The sequence below is a fragment of the Streptomyces sp. NBC_01190 genome (assembly GCF_045039895.1).
GTDB lineage: Bacteria > Actinomycetota > Actinomycetes > Streptomycetales > Streptomycetaceae > Actinacidiphila.
Genome location: NZ_CP108580.1, coordinates 537,369 through 559,365 on the forward strand (window position 1 = coordinate 537,369; position 21,997 = coordinate 559,365).

Below are 21,997 nucleotides of genomic sequence, written 5' to 3' on the forward strand. Positions count from 1 at the left end.
CGGGCGCCGGCCTGCGCGGCACCCGCCGCCATCGTGGCGCGGTCCGCTCGAATCGTGGTCAACCCTCCAGCGGTCCGGTCAGGTCCACCCGGCCGGCGGGCCACAGGTCGAGGGCGATGAGCTGCTCCGGCCTCGACAGCGGTACCTCCGGGCACAGGCGTTCGGGATGGCCGGCGGCCGGACCGCCGGCCCCGGGCACGGAGGGCCACCGGGCCGCCGGGCCGGGGCGGGCGGCCGGCGTGAGGGCCTCCGGCCAGGCCGAGAGCCGCGGGTCGCCGTCGATCAGGGGGCCGAGCTGGATCATGCCCAGCGTCATCAGGCTGTTCCAGACTGGCCGCAGGCAGCGGTCGATGACCAGCCGCCGGCCGTCGCGCCGCCACCGTCTCACGTCGTTCCTCCCCCTTTGGTCACGGATGACGGCAGAGGCTGCCGGAGCGTGCTCGCGCGCCGGTCGAGGGCCCGGGGGACCGCAGGCCGCCGCCCGGTCCACCGCTGCTCAAGCCCGGGTCACCACAATCAGGCGCCGAAGCAGGCAGGCCATCGATGGAGGTCAGATGAAGATCGACGTGTGCCGCATCTGCGGCAACCGCTCGCTGCAGCCCGTGCTGGACCTTGGGCAACAGAGGCTGACCAGCGTCTTCCCCAGGACCCGAGACGCGGAGGTGGTCAGCGTTCCGCTGGAACTCGTCAGGTGCTCTCCGGAGGGGTGCGGTCTGGTGCAGCTGCTGCACACGGCGGACTTCGACCTGATGTACGGGGAGCACTACGGCTACCGCTCCGGACTCGGCGAGTTCATGATCAACCATCTGCGCGGCATGGTCACCGACCTGGTCGCCCTGACCGGAGTGGGCGCGGGCGACCTGGTTGTCGATATCGGCAGCAACGACGCGACGCTGCTGCGCGGCTACCCCACCGGACCGGCCGGGCGCCCCGACCTGGTCGGCATCGATCCGAGCGGCGAGAAGTTCCGCGCCCTGTACCCGGACGGCGCGGCCCTGATCCCCGACTACTTCTCCCGGCGCCTGTTCACCGAGCACTACGGCGAGCGGCGCGCCAAAGTCGTCACCTCGGTCGCCGTCTTCTACGACCTGCCGCGGCCGATGGACTTCATGCAGGACGTCCACGATATCCTGACCAGGGACGGCGTGTGGCTGTTGGAGCAGAGCTACATGCCCGCCATGCTGGAGGCCACGGCGTACGACGTGGTGTGCCACGAGCACCTGGAATACTACGCGCTCCGGCAGATCGAGTGGATGGCCCAGCGGGTGGGCCTCAAGGTCGTCAGGGCCGAGCTGAACTCCGTGTACGGCGGCAGCCTGTGCGCCGTTTTGGCCCGGCAGGACTCCCCGTATCCGGTGGACGAGCCGGCGCTGGCCCGTCTGCGGGCCCGCGAGGCGGCGCTCGCCTTGGACACGCCCGCGCCGTACACGGCATTCGCCGGCCGGGTGGACGAGTATCGCGACCGGCTGCTCGACTTCCTCGCAGCCTCGCGCCGGGCCGGCCGGCGGACGATCGGCTACGGGGCCTCGACCAAGGGCAACGTGATCCTCCAGTTCTGCGGTCTCACTGAACGGGACCTGCCGTGCATCGGCGAGGTCAACAAGGAGAAGCACGGCGCGTTCACACCCGGCACGTCCATCCCGATCGTCTCCCAGGAGGAGGCGAAGGACAGCCGTCCCGACCAGATGCTGGTGCTGCCCTGGATCTACCGCGACGGCTTCGTGCAGCGCGAGCAGGACTTCCTGGCCAGCGGCGGCAAGCTGGTCTTTCCGCTGCCCGTCCTCGACGTCGTGGGGTGAGCGCCGTGACAACGGATTCCCCGCGCACGGCCGGCCCCGCGCTGGCCGGGACGCGCGAGCTGGCGGTCGCCGGCTGCCACCTGTTCACCCCCCCGGTCCACCGTGACGAGCGGGGGCTGTTCGTCTCGCCGCTCCGGCAGGAGGCCTTCATATCCGCCGTCGGCCACCCCTTCCCGGTGGCGCAGACCAACCACAGCCGTTCGGCCCGGGGGGTGCTGCGCGGGGTGCACTTCACCACCACGCCCCCAGGGCAGGCCAAGTACGTCCACTGCGCCCGGGGCAGGGCGCTGGACGTGGTGGTGGACATCCGGCTCGGCTCGCCCACCTTCGGCGCGTACGAGGCGGTCGAGCTGGACAGCGAGGACCTGCGCTCGGTGTACCTCGCCGAGGGCGTCGGCCACGCCTTCCTCGCGCTGGAGGAGGACACGGTGATGTCCTATCTGGTGTCCACCGAGTACGTGCCCGGCCTCGAACAGGCCATCGACCCGTTCGATCCGCAGCTCGGCCTGCCCTGGCCGCGGGACGTGGACTTCGTCCTCTCCGCCCGCGACACCGCGGCGATCGGCCTGGCCGAGGCCGAGGCACGCGGCATGCTGCCCCGCTACACCGAGTGCGCGGAGCCCGGCGGGCCCCGGTGAACGGGACGGCGCCGGCCAAGGTGGTGGTGCTCGGAGCCACCGGCTGTGTCGGCCGCCACGTGTGCGCGGCCCTTACCGCCGCGGGCAGCGACGTCCTGGCCGTCGCCCGCCGGCCAGCGCCGCACCTGGGGCCGCTGCCCTTCCTGGCCCTGGACGCGGCCGCCTGCTCCGCCCGGGACCTCGCGGACGTCCTGGCGCGGGAACGGGCCGACGCCGTGGTGAACGCGACGCTCGGCTGGGGCGCGGACGTCCGACCGGTGAACGTCGGGCTGGTCGAGCGGCTGCTGGCATCCGTGGCGCTGCTGCCCGCCGGGCGGCGACCGCGCCTGGTCCAGCTCGGCACCGTCCACGAATACGGTCCCACGCCGGCCGGCAGCTCGCTGACCGAGTGGACCGAGCCGGCCCCGGAGGCGGACTACCCGCGAGCCAAGCTTGTCGCCTCACGGCTCGTCCTGGACGCCGCCCGGTCGGGCACCCTGGACGCGGTGGTGCTGCGGATGGCCAACACGATCGGTCCGCACCCGGCCCTGGAGAGCTTCCTCGGCTCGCTGGCCGTCCGCCTGGCCGGGACCGCGCCCGGCGGAAGGTTCGAGCTGACCCTCGCTGACGCCTGGCGCGACTACGTCGACGTGCGTGACGCGGCGGACGCGGTCGTCCGGGCGGCGAGCCGCCGCTGGCAGGGCGACTTCGGCTCCCCCGGCCCGGTCGTCAACATCGGGCGCGGCCAGGCGCTGCCCATCGGCGACCTGGTGGACGGCCTGGTCGCGGCGGCGGGGCTGCCCCGTGACACCGTGCGGACCCGGCCGGGCAACGTCCACAGCCAGGGCGCCGACTGGATCAGGGTCGACCCCGCGCGGGCCGCGCGGCTGCTGGGGTGGCGGCCCCGCCTCGACACCGCTGCCTCCCTCCGAGCCATGTGGGACTCCGTCCGCTCGGGTGCCCCGGTGCCGGGCGCCTGACCCGCGCCCCGCCCGCCCGGCGCCGGGCGGACCGGTCCCCCCGCTCAGCCCCCGGAGGCCACGAGCCGTCCGGACGGCGGTGCGGGCACCTGGTCGTCGGGAAGGAAGCCGATCAGGGCCAGCAGACTGCGCGCCTCCACGTTGAGGTGGCTGCCGAAGCGGACGAAGTCGGTCAGCTGGCGCACCGTCACCCAGGCGAAATTCCGCGGCACCCGGAGCGGGGCGCTCTCGTCGACCTCGACCAGCGTGTAGCGGCTGCGCGCGTGGTGGAACCGGCCGCCCTCCTCGGAGAGCACCACATCGAAGCGGATCTGGTCGGGCCGCGCCGTGAGGACCTGATCGAGGAGCTCCGGCCGGCCCGGCTGCGACGCCGCGTAGTCCGCCGGCTGGCACTGCACGGTCGGCCCCATCTCGATCCGGTCGAGCGCGCCGGTCTCGGTCCGCGCCTGTACCAGCAGGTGCAGCACCCCGGCCACCCGCCGGGCCAGGAAGGCGATGACCCCCTGGCTCCGGGGCGCGAACATCGGCTGCGACCAGCCGGCGACCTCGCGGCCGGGGGCCTCGACCGACACCCCGAGCACGGTGAAGTGCCGTCCCTCGTCGTGGGCGATCACCCCGTCCCCGGCCGACCAGCCGGCCACCTCGGACAGCGGCATCAGACGGCGGGTGAGGGTGGCACCGGCCTTGATCTCGGTGAACCAGCTGAGCAACTCGGTGGTGCTGTGCAGCGGACGCCCCGACGGCTGCCAGGAGGCCGCGAGCGCTGCGGCGAAGCCGTCGTCCGACGCGGGCCCGGCCGGGGGCCGCAGCGCGACCGCTCCCGACAGCACCGTGCGGGTGTCCATGTTCACCAGGTCGTCGACCCGCAGCAGGTCGCCGATCTGCTGGAACGTCAGCCAGCAGAAGCCGTCCAGGACGGGGATGTCCTCGTCGGTCCGTATGATCATGTTGCGGTTGCGCTTAGCCAGGAACCAGGACGCCTGCTCCGACTGCAAGGCGTCGAAGAGTACCTGCCCGCGGCGCGGGGCGATGAAGTGCTCGAGGTACGGGACCGCCCGGCCGCCGTGCACCCGGGTGTAGTTGCTCTTCGTGGCCTGGACCGTCGGCGAGAGCTGCACCAGGTTGACGTTGCCCGGTTCCATCTTGGCCTGGAGCAGGCAGTGCGGTATCCCGTGGAACTCCTTCACCAGGATGCCGAGGATGCCGTGCTCGGGCTGTACGATGATGGGCTGCTGCCAGTTCTCGACCTGCCGTCCCGACTGCGTCACCGAAAGGCCCCGGACGGAGTAGAACCGTCCGCTGCGGTGGACCAGGTCTCCCGAGTCGGGCTCGGTGGACCAGCCCTCCAGCCGGTGGAGGGGGACGGTGGCGACCCGGTAGGCCTCGGCGTCGAGCCGCTGCGCGAACCACCTGTGGAATGCGGAAACATCGGGGAACATGCCGGTCTCCTCCGTCGGTTCTTCCTCCCCGTCGCCGGCCGGACACCGCGGGGAGAGGATCGCGCGGACGCCCGCCGGTCGAGGCGGCGGTCGGCACCACCGTCCCCCGGCGGGCTCGATCCCGCCTCGGCCCCGAATCGAGCGGCCACGGCCACAGTGGCGCACGCCGGCACCCGCCCCCGTCGGCGTCCTGCTCACCGCACAACGAGTGGAGGGATCCGGTGACACGTCCGCTGCGCTTCGGTGTCCTCGGCTGCGCCGACATCGCGCGCCGCCGCATGCTGCCGGCTATGGCGTCCGCCCGGGACATCGAACTGGCCGCCGTCGCAAGCCGTTCGGCGGCCACGGCGGCACGGATGGCGGCGCCCTACGGCTGCCGCGCCGTGACCGGTTACGAGGCGTTGCTCGCGGACGGCGCGGTGGACGCGGTCTACGTACCGCTGCCCGCGGCGCTGCACGCCACCTGGGTGGAGGCCGCACTCCTGGCGGGCAAGCACGTACTCGCCGAGAAGCCGCTGACCTGCGACCCCGGGCGGACCCGGGAGCTGCTGGCGCTGGCCGACCGCCGGGGCCTGGTGCTGCGCGAGAACGTGCTGTTCGTGCACCACAGACAGCACACGGTGGTCAGGAGGCTGGTGGCCTGGGGCGCGATCGGCCGGCTGCACTCCTGTCATGCGGAGTTCACCGTCCCCGCGCCCGCCGAGGGCGACATCCGCCACGACCCGGCGCTGGGCGGCGGGGCGCTGTGGGATGTCGGCCCCTATCCGGTGCGCGCGGCCGTGCACCTGCTCGGCCCCGGTCTGCGGGTGGCCGGCGCGGTGCTGTCCGCCGCGCCGGGGCGGGCCGTGGACGTCGCGGGCGCCGCGCTGCTGCGCCGCGACGACGGGGTGACGGCCAGCCTGCACTTCGGCATCGACCACGCCTACCGGAGCAGGTACGAGCTGTGCGGCAGCACCGGGCGGATCACCGTGGACCGGGCGTTCACCCCGGCCGCCGACCACCGCCCGCTCATCGCGATCGAGCGTGCCTCGGGAACGCGGACCCTACGGCTGGCCGCCGACGACCAGGTGGCCAATTGTCTCACCACCTTCGGCGCGGCGGTCCGCGCGCGGCGGGCGGGCCGGCCGCAGGACGCGGACCACCATCGGGACCTGCTCGCCCAGGCCGACCTGCTTAGCGCCGTGCGGCGGTCGACGCCGCCGCTTTGAGCGGCTCCCACCAAGAGCGGTTGTCGCGGTACCAGGCCACTGTCTGCGCCAGCGCGGCGCCGAAGTCCCGGACCGGCCGGTAGCCCAGCTCCTGCCTGATCTTCGTGCAGTCGACGGAGTACCGCCGGTCGTGACCCTTGCGGTCCGCGACGCGCTCCACGCTGTCCCATCCGGCGCCGCAGGCGGCCAGCAGAAGCCCGGTCAGCTCCCTGTTGGACACCTCCGTGCCGCCGCCGATGTTGTAGACCTCCCCCGGCCGGCCGGCGTTACGTACGAGTTCGATCGCCCGCACGTGGTCGTCCACGTGTAGCCAGTCGCGGATGTTCCCGCCATCGCCGTACAGCGGCACCCGCCCGCCGTCGAGCAGGCTGGTGACGAACAGCGGGATGACCTTCTCGGGGAACTGGTGCGGCCCGTAGTTGTTGGAGCAGCGGGTGACCCGGACGTCCAGGCCGTGGGTGCGATGGTAGGCCAGCGCGATGAGGTCCGCGGACGCCTTGGCGGCGGCGTACGGGGAGTTGGGGCTGACCGGCGACGACTCCGGCCAGGAGCCCTCGTCGATCGATCCGTACACCTCGTCGGTGGAGATGTGCACGAAGGTCCCGACGCCGTTTCTGAGCGCCGCCTCCAAGAGGGTCTGGGTGCCGGTCGCGGCAGTGCGCACGAAGTCGGCGGCGCCCGCGATGGAGCGGTCCACGTGCGACTCGGCGGCGAAGTGCACCACCTGGTCGTGTCCGGCCGTCAGCTCGTCCACGAGGGGGGCGTCGCAGATGTCGCCGCGGACGAAGACCAGCCGGTCGCTGTGCCGCACCGAGGCCAGGTTGCTGAGCCTGCCCGCGTAAGTCAGCTTGTCCAGGACGGTGATCCGCACGCCGTCGCCGCCGTCCGGGCCGAGCAGCGTGCGGACGTAGTGCGAGCCGATGAACCCGGCTCCGCCGGTCACCAGGATGGAGGTCGTCGTCATGACGAGATCTGTACCTCACTGTGGTCGCCGAGGACGAGCCGGTTGCTTGACGGTATCCGTGGCATGGAGGTCACCGTCGCGCTGCGGCCGATGAGCGAGTCCCTCACCCGGCGCAACCCGTACAGGTGCGCGTCGCGCAGCACGATGGAGAACTCGATCTCGGTGTCGTCGATCCGGCAGTTGTCCGAGATGGAGGTGTAGGGGCCGACGTAGGAGTCGCGGATAACCGCGCCGACGCCGATCACCGCCGGTCCGACGATGCGTGAGCCGTGGACCTCGGCATCGGCCTCGATCCTGACCCGGCCGATCACCTGGCTGTCCGCGTCCACGCTGCCCTCAGTGCGTGGCTCGATGCCCTCGAGGACGGACCGGTTCAACTCCAGCATGTCCGGCACGTTCCCGGTGTCCTTCCAGTAGCCGGTGATGACGGTGGAGCGCACGTCGTGCCCGCTGTCGATCAGCCACTGGATGGCGTGCGTGATCTCCAGCTCGCCGCGCCAGGACGGCTCGATGGCCCGGACCGCCTCGTGCACGGCCGGTGTGAACAGGTAGACGCCGACCAGTGCCATGTCGCTCCTCGGCTGCTTCGGCTTCTCCTCCAGACCCACCACCCGTCCGTGCCGGTCCAGTTCGGCCACGCCGAAGGCGGTCGGGTCGGGTACCCGGGTCAGCAGGATGTGCGCGTCGGGCCGGTCGGCCCGGAATCCGCGCACCGGCTCGGCGATCCCGCCGAGCACGAAGTTGTCGCCGAGGTACATGACGAAGTCGTCGTCGCCGAGGTAGTCGCGCGCGATCAGTACGGCGTGCGCCAGTCCGAGCGGCGCCATCTGCGGCAGGTAGGTCACCCGGAGGCCGAACGCGAAGCCGTCGCCGACCGCGTTCTGGATCTCGTCGGCGCTGTGGCCCACTCCCACCACGATCCCGACCTCGGTGATCCCCGACCGCGCGATGTCCTCCAGGACGTAGTACAGGACCGGTTTGTTCGCCACCGGCACCAGCTGCTTGGGTGAGGTGTGGGTGATGGGCCGCAGGCGCGTGCCCGAACCACCGGAAAGGACCAGAGCCTTCATGGCAGCGACGCTAGGGGGGCGCTCTCAAGCCGCACTGGGGAGCGGGTCGATCTGTCCGCGGTGCGGCCTCAGCCCACCTGCTCCCGGGCCGGCCGGCGCAGGGCGTGGCAGGCCCGTCCGAGCAGCCGGGGCAGTTCGGGCCCGCGGACGAAGAAGTGGCCGCCGGTGACGGTGCGCGACCTGGTGGGGCCCTCGCTCCAGCGGCGCCACTGCGCGGCCAGCGCGGGCGGGGCCAGCGGGTCGTCCTCCGCGGCGACGACGAGCAGCGGCGTGCTGATCCGGCCGGCTGGCGACGGCCGGCGCGCTGCGGCGCGCAGCGCGCCGGCCAGCGCCAGGTCGTCGCGGAGCACCGGCATCGCTGCGCGGTACCAGAAACTCCCCGGCCCGGTGTCGGGCGGCAGGGCGCCGATCCGGTCCATCAGGTTCAGCAGGTCGGCGTCCGGCATGTCCTGCGCGTCGGCTAGCGCCGAGGCGGCGTGCGGTGGCGGAGAGGCACCGACGGCCAGCAGCGCCGGCGTCGGCAGACCGGCCTCGTGCAGAGCACGGGTGACCGTGTAGGCGACCAGCGCGCCCAGGCTGTGCCCGTAGAGCACGTACGGGCCGGTCGGCGGCGCGGTGAACAGGGGCAGCACGTCGTCCAACAGCGCCTGACGGGTGGTCACCCGCGGTTCCCGGCGCCGCCGGTCACGGCCCGGCAGCAGGACGGGTACCGGCCGTACCCCGGGCCCGACGGCCGCCTCCCAGCCGCCGAACGCCGAGACACCCGCTCCGGCGTGCGCGAAACAGTAGAGCCGTACCGGCTGCTCGTCCGACATGGGATCCTCCTCGCCCCGCGCCGCGTCCGCAGGCGGTCCTCCAGCGTCGCCGCCCGTCCTGGAGGTGCGCTCAAGCACGGACCCCGGCCGGCCCGCCACGGGAGCACCGACCCCGCCGGCGCGGTGCGGGGAAGGAACGCCGCACCGCCAGAAGCCCTCGCCCCGGATCCGACCCGGCAGCCGTCGGCGACGGCCCGCTCAGCTCACCCGGGCCGTCCCGGGGCGTTCCGGCCGAACCGCTCCGGGGTCGTTCCGGGTCGCTGCCGAACCATCCCGGGCCGGTCCCGGGCCGCTCCTCAAGCCGCGTAACGGTCGAACGTCGAACCGCGCCGGGGCCCGGCTGCCACGTCGAGCGCCGGATCGACCTTGAGCATGGCCTGGTGGAGCCTCCGCAGCGGAGGGGAGGGCTCCACACCCAGTTCGTCTATCAGCCGCATGCGGAGTCTGCGGTAGAGGTCCAGGGCCGCTGCCTGCCGCCCGGACCGGTACAGCGCTAACATCGCCTGGGAGTGCAACCCTTCGTCCTGAGGGTGCCGGGCGATCAGGTCGGTCAGTTCCGGAAGCAACTCGATGTGCCGGCCAAGGCGCAGGTCCGCGTCGATCCGCCGTGCCACCGTCACCAGCCGGGACGCTTCCAGGCGCATGACCTCGATCTCCAAGATCGGGCCGACCCCCACGTCCACCAGCGCGGGCCCCTGCCACAACTCCAGGGCCTGCCGGAAACTGCACGCGGCCCGCTCGTCGTCGCCGTCGGCGAACGCCTTCTGGCCCTGCTCCACCCGTTGCTCGTAGGCGTGGACGTCCACGGACTCCGGCGGGATCTGCAGGACGTAGCCACCGTGGCGGGTGGCCAGGATGTTCTTCGCGGTGCCCGGGCTGTTCGGCCCCATCGCGGTGTCCAGGCGCCGCCGCAGTTGCAGGATGTACGTCTGGAGTGTGGTCATCGCGCTCTGCGGCGGCTCGGTGCCCCAGATCTCCTCCATCAGTGTCGGAACAGGAATCACCCGGCCCGGATAGAGTCCCAACAGGGCGAGAATCTGTCGCGGCTTCCCCGCTGTCGGAACGATCGACACCCCATTCACGGTGGAACAGAGCGGCCCTAGGACGAGCATATCCATGGTTTCCTCCGTTTGTCGTCGAGCATCCCCCGAGGGCGCAACCATCGGGGATTTTGCACGCTACACGGACGCACTGCAGATATGTCGTCCCCTACAGTGACGCTCTAGTGGTTCTCCACTGCGGCGCAGGAGGGCCGAAGTCGGTCCAGGGACGACCAATTAATGAGAAAAACGGCATCAAAGGGCGACCGATAAGAGGCGAGCCAGTGGACCTGGCGCATTCTGCCGCAGGCGCGGCACACCGGCTGGAAAACTCAGACAGCCGTAGTGGATTGCTGCTCGCGCGCCGTCTGATCACCCGTGGCCGCGCCTCCCACCAGGATTGACCGGCGCGGAACCGGGGCTGGGCGGAGCGGGCCGGCAACCGGACCACGGCGGCTTGGACCATACGTGGCATGTGCCCACGCGGGCAGCGCGCTCGTCAGCGTCCGGTGGCGTGTCTGCGGTCGGCGCACGCCGCGCCCAGAGGGCCGGACGTTTTCCGCGGTGGTCCGCCACGGCGGCACTGTTCAATGCGGCATGCCGCTGTCCGCGAAGGCCGCCAACACCGTCGGGTCCGTCGGGTCTGCCGGATTCGCCCGCGCACTGGGGGCGGGGCTCCGGCCCGCGGCCGGCACTGGATCGAATTGCGACGTCGCAGCCCGGGTGAATTCCGGAGCACAGGTCCCCCGATAAGCGGATCCCGCATTCGCGGCCAGCATTTCGACCGGCGACGCGACCGAACTCGCACAACTGTGGTTAAAAAGTGGACGCTCCGCACGATATCACCAATTCACTATCCGGAGGCAGCCCGAGGTCGGCCGTGTGGCCGGCCGAGGTTCAGTCGGGATTTTCGATCCCACTAGGCTCCCTCGATGGTTCAGTTTCTGTCAACTAGTGCGTGCTGATGACCGAGTGACTGGTGTGACTGAAGGAAATCTTTCAGCCACAACCGGGAAGTGACGCCGGAACGGACGGAATCCGCCGGCGGACGCATATGCCTCCTGCAGCCGCAGACAGGTCGCCGGAGCTCGCGACCGGTCGGCGGGAGCGGAATCCGCCCGGGATGTGGCCGCGGGTCCGGAGCGCCGAGTTCAGGCCATCCTCGCCATACAGGGCCGCCGGAGGCGGCGTGTAGCTGGCTCCTCGGTGATCTTGAATTCGAGATTATGCGGCGGTTCGGCGGGTAAGGCGGACCTGCTGGCTCCTGAGCTGTTCGGGAGCTTTGGGCTGTGATGAGCGGTTCGCGGCTCATGTGCCGGCGGACTTCGGTTTGTTCGGCGTTTCTCTCGGCCAGACCGGCGCCCCGGCTCGCGGTTGCGCCAAGCCCGACGCTTGCTCTCATATGTGGCGCACTCCGATCCCCTTGTAGGGGCGAGGGCGTACAAGCCCTTCGGTGGTGCGTGGGCATCGATGACCCCCGCGGGCCTGACCGACGACTTCGACCGCGTCCTGTCCTTGACCGCCTAGCACGCGCCCGCCGTGCGGACTACACGCGCTGAGCTGGTCCAGATGGCGACGCCGCCACCAGGCCACCGCGCGCCGCTGCCATGACCGCACCAGAGATCACGAACTCCCCACACCTGACGTCACATCAGCCCGGTACACTCAGAAAAGCACCCCTGACCAGCAGCAAGAGCGAGTCCGGGCGCAGCACCCCCGCTGTCCACGACGCCAGAGGCACTGGGGAGCCGGGGTGAGGCGGCCCGTACGCACGCTCAGCTCGTGCGGTAGGCCACGGCGTAGCCGTAGTTGTTGCTGAACGGGACGATGACGATCAGGCCGTTCGGTCCGCGGACGACGAACTGCCGGTATCCGCTGTCCGCGTTGGTGGAGGCGGAGATGGGGACCGTGAAGTGGCCGATGTCCTCGCCGGCGTCCGGATCCTGCGCCACGACCTCGACCAGAGCGCGGTGCCCGGCGGCGGCCCCGCTCAGTCGGCGGGGCTTCCGGAGCTGGGGAGTGTCGGGGTCGTGGAAGGCGGGTGCGCCACCGTCAGAGCCGGGCGGCGCGTCCCTGCCGTGCAGCGCGTTGAAGCCGAGATAGCCGTCGTCGTCCGACTGCTCCAGATGGAGGGTGCCGATACCTTCGGCGGAGATCTTTCCGGAGGCCGCGTTGACGTACTCCTCGGTGACGGACCGCGCCTGCTTGCCGTCTGACCAGTTGTAGGCGGTGAACCCCATGTCGGTCACCCTGCCCTTGCCTGAAACTTCATCCGTGCTGGTCACGCAACATGTTGGTACTCGTGGAGGATGCCGCCGAGCCGGTTGCGTTTTCGTATGTCGAGGCGGGCAATCTGCTCCGGGTCGGTGATCGGTGGCGGCAGCGGGTGTAGGGGGCGGGTGTTGGCGATGCCCTGGTGTGGCCGGTGCCCGTTGCAGAACTGCTCGAACTCCCGCAGGGCGTGGAGCAGGTGGCGGCTGTTCCATATGAAGGTGCGGTCGAGGAGTTCGCGCCGGCAGGTCTGCACCCGCCCCCAGCCTTCGGCCGGGAGACGAGATTTCTCGCGGTCTGCGTGACCCAGGTTGCGGTTGGATGGGGGGTGGCGCCGAGGATGCGGATCCGCCGGCTGGTGTGCTCGATCACCGCGAAGACATACAGCCGCGCCCCGGACAGGGTGGCGGTCTCCAGGAAGTCGCGGGCCAGCAGGGCATCGGCCTGGGACCGGAGGAAGTCCGCCCACGTGCTGGAGGCCCGCTCGGGCGCCGGATCGATGCCGGCGTCCTTCAGGATCTCCCACACGGTGGAGGCGGCCACTTTCATTCCCAGGACGAGGAGTTCACCGTGGATGCGGCGGTAGCCCCAGGCGGGGTTCTCCCGCGCGAGCCGCCGTACCAGCAGCCGGATGGAACGCACGGTCCGGGGGCGTCCCGATCGCTTCGGGCGGGAACGAGCCGCGTGGCGGCGCGTGAGCAGATCCCGGTGCCGGCGCAGTACGGTGTCCGGGCGTACCAGCAGTCGTACCCGGCGCAGCAGGTTCCGCGGCAGCCGGTGCAGCACGGCCGCGTGGAACGCGCGATCACTCGGGGTGAACCGCACTCTTTCCTGGCCGAGTTGGCGTTCCAGGACCATGATCTGATGGCGCAGCGCGAGGAGCTCCGCGTCCCGGTCCCGATCGGTCATCGGCAGCAGGCGCAGCATCGCGAAGGCGTTCGTCACGGTCAGGTAAGCCAGTCGCAGCAACACAATTGATCACCATGCCGGCCACTTACCAACCGTGCGAGAGCGCCAGCCGGACGCCTGCGAACACAGTCCATGGGCACCTCCTCCACCTGATCTCACCAGGGCGGACGAGGTTCTCGGCAGGGGCAGGGTTGACGGTGCCCCAGCAGGGGGCGTGGGCGCGGACCTCGGCCAGGACCCTGTCGCACAGGTTCCGCCACAGGTGCCATCGGTCGCTGACCTGCACCGCATGCGGAAGTGCCCGACGGATCGCCTCGGCGTAGGTGGCCGAGCCGTCCCGGCACACGGCCTCGACCTCGTTCTTCCCGCGGAGCCATGCCTCCAACGTGGCGGCCTCGCGGTCGGGCAGGACATCGACGCGCTCCCCGGTCTCGGCGTCGATGATGATCGTGGCATAGCGGTGGCGGCGGCGCAGGGCGAAGTCGTCGACCCCGATCACCCTCGGGATTCGCGCTGTCGGCGGCGGGATGCCTCGAAGCAGCCGCAAGGCGGTGGCACACCGGCGTGGCCAGGAACCGCGCCAGGCGCGAAGCCGCCCGGCCGCATAACTCCTCGACCACCTTCGAGACCTGGCCGGTCAGACGCGTGGTGCGGCGCTGAAGACGCTCCAGCAGCCCAGGCACCTGCTCGCGGAAGGTCTGCCGACGACAGCCAAGGACCGGGCAGACCATGCGTCGCACCTGGACATCGATGACGACCTGCCGGCCGTCGACCGGCACGTCTGCAACCGTCCGGCCGTGGTAGCCGTGCACCTTGTCCGTCGGGACCCCACACATCGGGCAGGGGAAGGGAACATTCGGGGTCCGAGCGGCTACCCGGATCACCTCGCCGTCATCCACCACATCGTCGATGACCAGCCCTGAAAGCCCTGAAAACACCGTCGCCACCAGGGCGTTGACATCTCGCATACAAGTTCAACGACACCTGTCGCCCACCGTCACCACCGACTACGGAACAGAGCCTCACCGGGCTCTGTCTCACATCCGGTGGTGACGGTAAGTCATTGAAGAATGAGCTGGTCAAGGCAGTGGATTTCCATCCGGGCCAGGCGTCTCTCCTCCCACAGACCCGGAGCATCAGGGTCCTGAGCGACGAGCCGAAGTGGGCTTATCGCTACGCGTCACTATCGTCGCGGTACGTCACCACCGGATGTGAGACGGGGCCGGTCACCGTACAGACCCGCTCATGGAGGAGTACATCAAGGGACCGTACGCCGATGGCTACTTTGCGACGAGCCGCACCGGCCCCCGCAACTCGGTGACAGGTCAGCCTCGTGGCCTCGCGGCTTCCAAGATCCGGACCAGAAGCGGGCCAACAGCGCCAACTGCCCCGGAAATACACGCGTTCCCACAGGTCACAGGCCGCTGCGGCCTGTACCACCAGCAGACGAAAAACCTGCTGGTCTCGTACTCCCCGAAGAAGCTCGGCTTCTTCTAGAGACCCGAAATGTGGTGCCCGACCTGGGCTTTCAGCACCTCGGGCACCACGTCGGACCGGTCAACGTCGGCGCGGCGCGGCTCCCAGGGGTCTGCGAGGTCCCATCGACAGCCTCATCGATGTTGATCAACTCCTTGAAGGCGAGGCCGAGTACCCCGCCGGGAGATCCATCGAAGGCAACGGCGAGCCGCTGAGCCACACCGGCCCTCCACCTCTGCCCGGCGCGGCGGCTGACGTCAACCCATGAGATCAACTGGTGGCGTCCGGTTGTCCCGAACCGGGAGCCACCGCGGCCCCTCACCTTTGAGCGCGTGCAAACTACTTATTCCTTCCAACGCCCCCACTCGTGGTTGGGGGCACTGTCCGAAAACTCCAGGGAATCTCACATCGGACGGCTGAGGCCTTGGCGGACAGGCGGCGCAGGGCCCGTTCGGACGGGGAGCCGGGTTCGGCGCTGAAGACCAGGATGGAGGGGCCGGGCTCGGGCGGCTGGAGATACTCGTAGGCGAGTTCCAGCGGGCCCGCCACGGAATGCAGGAACTGGCGGACGCCGAAAGGGCTTACCCGTGCCGCCGCCTGCCGCCACAGGCTGGCGAAGTGATCGTCGGATTCCCGGAGTTCGCCGATGAGCGCGGCCAGCGCGGCGTCTTCGGGGTTGCTTTCGCTGGCCTGCCGCAAAACCGCCGCCTCAAAGGCGGTTTCGTGCGCCCACTGCGGATACAGACACCTGGCCCTCGGGTCGAGGAATAGCATCCGGGCGCAGTCGGGCCGGCGCCCCGGCGCCCGACGGCGGGCCCCCGGCGGACGGGCATGGCGCCGGTTCCGCCAGACCGGTCAGATGCCAGGCGAGCAGGGCACATCCGAGGCGATTCCACAGGAGAACGTCGCGGCGGTGGCTCAGGACGACCGCGGGAGTGTCCTTCATGCCGTGCAGCAGAGAACGGTAACCATACCGCGGGACCTCACCGCAAGGGGTTTCTTCGTAGCGTGGGCTTTCGTTTGGGCCAGCCGTTCTCTCCATATGTCAAGTGCTCCTTACCGTGGCACCGGCATGACAAGTTTTTGCATATTTCTAGGAGTTCCGCCCCCGACGGGCCCGGAGTGCCGCACGACGCGCCAACCCCACGCGTCCCACTGATCCTCCGGAGATCCCCAGGACCCCACATCGCGAAATTTGATAATTCAACGAGCCCGGTATCGCGACCAAAGTTTCCCGTGTTTTAACGTCGGGCGACCCGGAAGAATGCCAGACTGTTAAAGCCAGGTGGCTGATTCCACGCAGGTCGGTACACTCAGTCGTCGCGGATATCGGGTTGCCCACCAGACCGCTCCCACCGCGACGGCGAGAGGGTCCGGCTGCTTCCAGCCAGACCCGGGAGGCGGCTCACCCCGCCGTATGGGGGCGCGTTACCGCTCCGATTCGCAGGCCGAGAGGAGAGCACATTGCAGAGGTTAACGGGGGAACGCACCGAATTGGGGAATTTTCTCCAGTCTGTCCGCAGTCGTCTCAGACCCGAAGAGGTCGGTCTCAAGTCCCACGGCAAACGGCGCCGGGTGGCCGGGCTCCGACGTGAGGAAGTCGCCCTGCTCGCGGGGGTGAGCGTGAACTACTACACCCGGCTTGAGCAGGGCCAGAACCGCAACGCCTCTCCCGAAGTGCTCGACGCCCTGGCCTCGGCCCTGCACCTGCGCCCGGACGAACGGGCGCATCTGCTCGACCTCGCCCGCTCGCCCCGGGTCGGCCGCATGGAACGTCCCAACGAACAGGTACGTCCCAGCCTCGCCCGGATGATCGGCTCGTTCGAGAGCGGACCGGCGGTACTGCTGGACCGGCAGACCAAGGTCCTGGCATGGAACCGGCTGGCCAGCATCCTGTTCACCGGCTACATCGACCTCACCGGTGACGACGGCCAGCCGCAGCCGCCGTGCCTGGCGAGGCTGCTGTTCTGCGCGCCCGGCGCCCGCCAGTTGTACTCGGAGTGGATGGAGGAGGCCACCGACCTGGTCGGCTACCTGCGGCTGATGGCCGGCCGCTATCCCACCGACGCCCAGCTCACCGGGCTGATCGCGGAGCTGAACGCGACGAACGCGCAGTTCCGTACCTTGTGGTCGGAGCACCGCATCTGGGACAAGTCGCACGGCATCCGCCACCTGAATCATCCCAAGGTCGGCGCCTTGGAGCTGTGGTATGAGACCTTCCGGCTGCCGGAAGCCCCTGACCAGGTCATCGTCCTTTACCAGGCGGAACTCGGCTCGCCGTCCAGCAGGGCGCTGAACAGCCTGCTGGCAGACGTCGCGTAGGGCGCGCGCCCCCGGGAACCGCGGTGACCGCTTGCGCGGACCGCGGGCAACACCGTGGGGACCGCGGTGCGGGGATGCGCAGTGAACGGCCCCGGCAGCCGTGACCGGAGAAGGCGGGGCCGGGGCCGTTCGGCCGGCCGCGGAAAGCCGGCACCGTGACAGGGGCCACTGGTTCGGTACCGGGGTTCAGGACCGGGGTCCGGGGTGCGCGGGCGACGGCTCGCGAACCTAGGCCGACAAGAACCGCTCCAGCGCCGTCGCGAGCGCGATCGGCGTTTCCACCATCGGATAGTGGCCGGAGTTGCCCAGCACGATCAGTTCGCTGCCCGGGTAGTGCTTCATCCAGGTCTCGTTCATCGCGTCGGCCGTCACCGCCGGGTCGTTCTCGCCGACCAGGACCAGGGCCGGCACCGTGGCGCCCTGGACACGGGCGGCGAAGTCGGTGGTGCGAAAGGAGTCGAGGTAGCCGCGGAAGGCCACCGCGCCGACCTCCCGCATGGACTGCTCCGCCCACTTGTCCACCCAGGCCGGCGAGAGCTGGTTGCCGGTGGTGAGGTCGATGATGATCCGCCGGTTGCCCATCTCGTGGGCGGCGTCGGCGAACAGCGGGAAGTCCTCGTCGGGGATGGGCATGCCGCTGGCCGGCACCGGGCTGAGCCCGATCAGCTTGCGGACCCGCTCGGGGGACTTGAGGTAGACCTGCTGGATGGGCTGTCCGCCCAGCGAGTGCCCGATCAGCGAGAATTCGTCCCAGCCCAGGCTGTCGGCGAGTGCCAGGGTGTCCGAGGCGATCTCGTCGGTGCTGTACGTGCCGGCCACGTCGCGGGCGTCACCGAAGCCGCGGGCGTCGGGGAAGGCGTACGTGAAGTTCTTGCCGTCCAGGTAGGGCGCCCAGGCGCCGAAGGACGACTTCCCGGCGAACAGGGAGTGCAGGACGATCACCTTGTGTGGGCCTTCGCCCACGATCTGGTGCGGCGGGATGAAACGGCTGGTGTCCGACATGATCTCCTCCGTGGCGGATGTCAGGGTGCCCGGCGTCTGTTCCCCGGGGTTCAGGGAGTCGTGGGCGGTGGTCGGTGGGTCGATCAGGATCCGGCGCAACTCGCCGTGCAGTGCGTCGAGTTCGGACCGGTGGCCGTGCAGGACTATGTGCCCGTCGGGGCGGATCAGGTGGAATCCGGCGCGCCGGCAGCGAAGTTGCCGGTGCACCTCGCGCACCAGCGCCGAGCCGCCTCCGGTGCCGACCCGGCGGCCGCCGACGTCCACCACCCGGGTCTGGCGGGACCAGGGGCGCACGAGGTTGCGGACCGCCTCGGCGAACCCGCCGTCGTCGCCGCCGGCGTCCGGCGTGACCAGCACGCTGTAGCGGACCGGGTCGGCGCCTGGACCGGCCAGGCCCAGGGAGATTGCCATCGGACGGGGCAGCGCCGCCCCCTGCTTGGCCTGTCGGCGCAGTACCGAGCGGACGTCGCACCAGTCGGCCAGCGCCGGACCGCGGCGCGCGGCGGTCGCCGAGGAGGGCGCGTACACCCAGCGGCGGCCGGCCGCCACGGGGGCGTAGAAGCGGTCCAGGGTCCGGGTCCGGTCCAGCAGCCGCATCACCGTGTCGCGCACGGCGACCTGCGAGGTCCCCGTCCACATGGCGGCGCGGGTCTGTAGGTCGGTGTCGCGGACCACCGCGTCGGCGACGGCGGCCCGCTCGGGGGTGTAGCTGGCCAGCAGTTCGGGGCGGGACTCGCCGCGGACGACGGATGCCAGCTTCCAGGCGAGGTTCTGCGCGTCCTGGATACCGGTGTTGAGGCCCTGGCCGCCCATGGGGCTGTGCGCGTGCGCGGCGTCGCCGGCGATGAACACCGGTCCGAGCTGGAAGGTGGCGGCCCGGCGGCGGTGCACCCGGAAGGTGGTGACCCAATCGGGCTCGATCAGACGCAGACCGCCGGGACCGCGCTGGTCGACCAGGCGCTGCATGTCGGCCAGGGTGCCGTCGTCCAGGCCAGCGGGCGCGTTGGTGAAGAACCGGTAGAGCCCGTCCGGCTGGGGCACCACGGCCAGCACGCCGTTGCGCGACTGGTAGTAGTGCACCTCGTCGGGGTCCAGCGGATTGTCGGCGATCCTGGCATCGGTGATCAGGAAGCGGTTCTCGTACGTGGCGCCCTCGTAGGCGATACCGAGCTGGTTGCGCACCACGCTGCCGGCACCGTCCGCGCCGATCACCCAGGGCACCTGGAAACGCTCCACACTGCCGTCGCGGTGTTCCAGTACCGCCGTGACCCGGTGTCCGGGGGTGATCGCGCCGCTGAAGTCGAGATTGTGCAGCCCAAGCAGCCGCACCCCGCGCTCTATACCGCCGCCGAGACCCTTGAGCCCGTCGTAGAGGATCTCCTCGGTGTGCCGCTGCGGCAGGCAGTACGGCGCGAGCTCGTCCGCCATGCGCATGCGGGTGACGGTGCGGCCCTCGGAGTAATACGTCATCTGCCGTAGTTTCACGGCGATGTCGCCGACCGGCCGGTCCAGGCCCAGGTCTTGCAGGATGTCCAGGGTGCGCGGCCAGACCAGCATGGCCTTGGAATGCGTGCTCGGGCCTGCGGCGGCGTCGACGAGCCGCACCCGTACACCGCGGCGAAGAAGTTCACAGGCCGAGGCCAGACCGGTGGGTCCGGCCCCGACGATGAGTACATCGCAGTCGTTCTCGGTGGGCATGAGGTCTCCTGTGAGAATGCGCGTGGCCCTGGCGCGTTCGCCGTCCCGTGGCTTCAGCCGGTGAATGCCAGGGCGATGGCGTAGCTGTCCTCGTGCATGTGGTAGCGGGTGATCAGGCCGTCGACCACGCGCAGTTCCAGGGCGAAGTCGGAGGCGAAACTCCGGCCGGTCGCGTCGATCCGGTACTGGAAGTGGCCGAGGGCCACGGCGAATTCGCCGTCGACCAGAATCCGATGGATTTCGAATTTTTCCGTCGTCATGTTCCCGGTGGCCTGACGGAAGAAATCGCGGACTTCCTCGTGCGTGGTCCGCCGACCCATCCAGGGAATCAGGTCGGTGCTGCCCGGGGTGAACCAGTCGAGCGGTTCCGCGAGTTCTTCGATGGCCTTCTCGATTTCGCCGGCGCCCAGCAGCCGGAAGAAATCCTCGATCACCGAACGGGTCGTACTGAGAGTGGAGTTCGACATGCCACGACGGTATTCCGCCGCCCGGGCCGGGAGACAGACCCTGCCAGGGGTATGAACCCGGGAGGCCACCCCTGGCAGAGGTCTGAAGCGGGGCCATATGAGAATGCGGGTACTGGCTCGGCCCATCGCCGCCTCCGGATGCTGGTCGCCGAAACCCTTGACCGGAGGCGAAAGGTATCCATCCCATGTCGACAATCGACGATTCCGACGAGGTCCGCCCGCAACCGGTGCCGTCCGGGCCGACCGGCACGGTCACCGGCACCACGGCGGAGCCGGCCTTCGCGGCGGACCCCGGGCTCGCGGCGCTGCCGCCGGACCCCTTGCAGGACCGGATGACGCGGCGCCAGACCTTGACCTTGGTGCTGCTGCTGGGCGCGCAGTTCACGCTGGCCGTGGACTTCTCGATCATGAACGTCGCGGTACCGGTAATCGGCCGCGACCTGCACTTCGCGACCGACAACCTGCAGTGGATCGCGACCTCGTTCGCGCTGGCGGCGGCTGGGCTGAGCCTGCTGTTCGGCCGCATCGCGGACATGGTGGGCGCCCGGCGGATCTTCATCGGCGGGCTCGTCCTGCTCACCGTGGCCTCGCTGTTCGGCGGCCTGACGGAGTCGCCGGGTCCGCTGATCGTCGCCCGCGTGGCCCAGGGCCTGGCCACCGCGATGGTGACCCCGGCCGGCCTGGCACTGCTGACCACCACCTTCCCCGAGGGCCCGCTGCGCGACCGGGCGCTCGGACTGAACGGCGCGATGCTCTCGGCCGGCTTCACCTGCGGCGCCATCATGGGCGGCCTGCTGACCGACAGCCTGAGCTGGCGCTGGGGCTTCTTCATCAACGTCCCCATCGGCGCGCTGCTGGTGGTGGCGGCTCCCCTGCTGCTGCGGGGCGGCGGCGCCCGGCGCGGCGCGAAGCTGGACATCCCCGGCGCGGTCACCGTCAGCCTGGGCCTCATCGCCTTCGTCTACGGAGTCTCCGAGGCGGGGCGCAAGGGCTGGGGCGACACCATGACGCTGGTCGGGCTCGCGGTCGGGATCGTGCTGCTGGCCCTGTTCGGCTGGGTCGAGCTGCGCGTCGCGGAGCCGCTGGCGCCGCTGCGGGTGCTGCGGCTCAGCTCGGTCAAGTGGGGCAACCTCGGCGGTCTGGCCACCTTCATCGGCTTCACCGCGATGATCTTCCTGCTCACGCTGTACCTCCAGGAAGTGCTCGGCTACTCGGCGATGACCACCGGCTTCACCTTCAGCGCGCTGGGCGTCGGCGCCTTCCTCGGCGGAGTGACCGCCCCGCGCTGGATCGGGTTGCTGCGTGGCAGCCGCCCGCTGCTGGTGTGCGCGCTGGTGGCGCAGGGCCTGACGGTCGGGATGCTGTTCTTCGCCGGCGGCGGCCGCGGCTGGCTGGTGCCGGTGCTGGCGCTGGCCTTCCTCAGCAGCTACGCGCACGTGGCGGCCATCGTCGGGTTCCTGGTGACGGCCACCTCCGGGCTGCCCAACGAGGAGCAGGGCCTGGCCACCGGCATCACCACGCTCACCCAGCAGGTCGCGATCGCGATCGGCATCCCGATCATGAGCGCGATCGCCACCGCCCGGACCCGGTCGCAGTCGCCGGGCCACTCGTTCAGGGATGCCACGCTCAGCGGCATCAACTCGGCGATCCTCGTCAACGGCCTCCTGGTGGCCGCGATCGGTCTCGTGGTCGCCTTGATGCTCGTACGCCGGCGCCGGGTGCCCGCGGCGGCCTGAGTCCACAGGCGCCGGCCGGGGTGACCTCGCGGGGCCACCCCCGGCCGGCGCCTCGGACCCACCGGCGCGGCCTGACCAGCGCCGTGGCTGACCACCCGGACCAACCCCGACGACCCGGGGACCTCCCCGACCACCGCGGCACGCGGACGCACCTGCCGCCAGAGCCGAGAGAAACAGATAACAC

The 21,997-nt window shown here is 70.5% G+C and carries 17 protein-coding genes and 3 pseudogenes; 7 read left to right on the top strand and 13 right to left on the bottom strand.

What is annotated here, in order from left to right; translation table 11 throughout:
• Positions 1-58: 58 nt before the first annotated feature.
• Positions 59-388, bottom strand: coding sequence for a DUF6059 family protein (locus OG519_RS02330; RefSeq protein WP_405577939.1), 330 nt, complete (start codon positions 386-388; stop codon positions 59-61).
• 166 nt (positions 389-554) lie between these two features.
• On the opposite strand from OG519_RS02330, the gene OG519_RS02335 reads away from it, so the two are divergent.
• The 3 genes from OG519_RS02335 to OG519_RS02345 are packed head-to-tail and all read left to right on the top strand — an operon-like array spanning position 555 to position 3,396.
• Entirely contained in the window at positions 555-1,799 is a 1,245-nt protein-coding gene (locus OG519_RS02335; protein WP_405577941.1) for a class I SAM-dependent methyltransferase, read from the top strand.
• A gap of 5 nt (positions 1,800-1,804) precedes the next feature.
• Positions 1,805-2,437 (top strand): dTDP-4-dehydrorhamnose 3,5-epimerase family protein, encoded by a 633-nt coding sequence (locus tag OG519_RS02340; RefSeq protein WP_405577943.1) that lies wholly within the window; start codon positions 1,805-1,807, stop codon positions 2,435-2,437.
• On the top strand, positions 2,434-3,396 hold the full coding sequence (locus tag OG519_RS02345; protein ID WP_405577944.1) for an NAD-dependent epimerase/dehydratase family protein: 963 nt from the start codon (positions 2,434-2,436) through the stop codon (positions 3,394-3,396). Before OG519_RS02340 ends, OG519_RS02345 begins: the two co-directional genes overlap by 4 nt.
• Positions 3,397-3,440: 44 nt before the next feature.
• Here the strand turns inward: OG519_RS02345 and OG519_RS02350 are convergent, their stop codons facing one another.
• The gene (locus OG519_RS02350) at positions 3,441-4,835 is read right to left on the bottom strand and encodes an NDP-hexose 2,3-dehydratase family protein (protein WP_405577946.1); all 1,395 of its coding nucleotides are present in this window, start codon (positions 4,833-4,835) and stop codon (positions 3,441-3,443) included.
• Between the two features lie 221 nt (positions 4,836-5,056).
• Here OG519_RS02350 and OG519_RS02355 point away from each other — a divergent pair, with 221 nt between their 5' ends.
• Positions 5,057-6,043, top strand: coding sequence for a Gfo/Idh/MocA family protein (locus OG519_RS02355; protein WP_405577949.1), 987 nt, complete (start codon positions 5,057-5,059; stop codon positions 6,041-6,043).
• Here OG519_RS02355 and rfbB read toward each other — a convergent pair.
• The 7 genes and pseudogenes from rfbB to OG519_RS02390 all read right to left on the bottom strand — a co-directional run.
• Positions 6,009-7,007, bottom strand: coding sequence for a dTDP-glucose 4,6-dehydratase (gene rfbB / locus OG519_RS02360; RefSeq protein ID WP_405577951.1), 999 nt, complete (start codon positions 7,005-7,007; stop codon positions 6,009-6,011). The two genes, OG519_RS02355 and rfbB, sit on opposite strands and share 35 nt — an antisense overlap.
• Positions 7,004-8,077, bottom strand: a complete 1,074-nt coding sequence (locus OG519_RS02365) for a glucose-1-phosphate thymidylyltransferase (RefSeq protein ID WP_405577953.1) — start codon at positions 8,075-8,077, stop codon at positions 7,004-7,006. The genes rfbB and OG519_RS02365 overlap by 4 nt, the downstream gene beginning before the upstream one ends.
• Positions 8,078-8,145: 68 nt before the next feature.
• A complete protein-coding gene (locus OG519_RS02370; RefSeq protein WP_405577955.1) occupies positions 8,146-8,892 on the bottom strand; it encodes a thioesterase II family protein in 747 nt (248 codons plus the stop codon).
• Positions 8,893-9,188: 296 nt separating this feature from the next.
• On the bottom strand, positions 9,189-10,010 hold the full coding sequence (locus tag OG519_RS02375) for a BTAD domain-containing putative transcriptional regulator (protein ID WP_405577957.1): 822 nt from the start codon (positions 10,008-10,010) through the stop codon (positions 9,189-9,191).
• Positions 10,011-11,707: 1,697 nt separating this feature from the next.
• Positions 11,708-12,217, bottom strand: coding sequence for a hypothetical protein (locus OG519_RS02380; RefSeq protein ID WP_405577959.1), 510 nt, complete (start codon positions 12,215-12,217; stop codon positions 11,708-11,710).
• Positions 12,214-13,175 (bottom strand): annotated as a pseudogene (locus OG519_RS02385) (integrase). Before OG519_RS02385 ends, OG519_RS02380 begins: the two are co-directional and overlap by 4 nt.
• 88 nt (positions 13,176-13,263) lie before the next feature.
• Positions 13,264-14,050 (bottom strand): annotated as a pseudogene (locus OG519_RS02390) (ISL3 family transposase); the annotation flags it as partial.
• A 307-nt stretch (positions 14,051-14,357) separates the two neighbouring features.
• On the opposite strand from OG519_RS02390, the gene OG519_RS02395 reads away from it, so the two are divergent.
• Positions 14,358-14,609 (top strand): hypothetical protein, encoded by a 252-nt coding sequence (locus OG519_RS02395; RefSeq protein WP_405577962.1) that lies wholly within the window; start codon positions 14,358-14,360, stop codon positions 14,607-14,609.
• Positions 14,610-14,927: 318 nt separating this feature from the next.
• Here OG519_RS02395 and OG519_RS02400 read toward each other — a convergent pair.
• Both OG519_RS02400 and OG519_RS02405 read right to left on the bottom strand, forming a co-directional pair.
• Positions 14,928-15,383 (bottom strand): annotated as a pseudogene (locus OG519_RS02400) (hypothetical protein); the annotation flags it as partial.
• Entirely contained in the window at positions 15,298-15,630 is a 333-nt protein-coding gene (locus OG519_RS02405) for a hypothetical protein (RefSeq protein WP_405577964.1), read from the bottom strand. The pseudogene OG519_RS02400 and the gene OG519_RS02405, both read right to left, overlap by 86 nt.
• Positions 15,631-16,052: 422 nt before the next feature.
• On the opposite strand from OG519_RS02405, the gene OG519_RS02410 reads away from it, so the two are divergent.
• On the top strand, positions 16,053-16,910 hold the full coding sequence (locus tag OG519_RS02410; protein ID WP_405577966.1) for a helix-turn-helix domain-containing protein: 858 nt from the start codon (positions 16,053-16,055) through the stop codon (positions 16,908-16,910).
• Positions 16,911-17,138: 228 nt separating this feature from the next.
• Here OG519_RS02410 and OG519_RS02415 read toward each other — a convergent pair whose 3' ends face one another.
• Both OG519_RS02415 and OG519_RS02420 read right to left on the bottom strand, forming a co-directional pair.
• Entirely contained in the window at positions 17,139-19,610 is a 2,472-nt protein-coding gene (locus OG519_RS02415; protein WP_405577968.1) for an alpha/beta fold hydrolase, read from the bottom strand.
• 53 nt (positions 19,611-19,663) lie between these two features.
• On the bottom strand, positions 19,664-20,044 hold the full coding sequence (locus OG519_RS02420) for a nuclear transport factor 2 family protein (RefSeq protein ID WP_405577970.1): 381 nt from the start codon (positions 20,042-20,044) through the stop codon (positions 19,664-19,666).
• 218 nt (positions 20,045-20,262) lie between these two features.
• Here OG519_RS02420 and OG519_RS02425 point away from each other — a divergent pair, with 218 nt between their 5' ends.
• Positions 20,263-21,813 (top strand): MFS transporter, encoded by a 1,551-nt coding sequence (locus OG519_RS02425; protein WP_405577972.1) that lies wholly within the window; start codon positions 20,263-20,265, stop codon positions 21,811-21,813.
• The last annotated feature ends 184 nt before the right edge of the window (positions 21,814-21,997 follow it).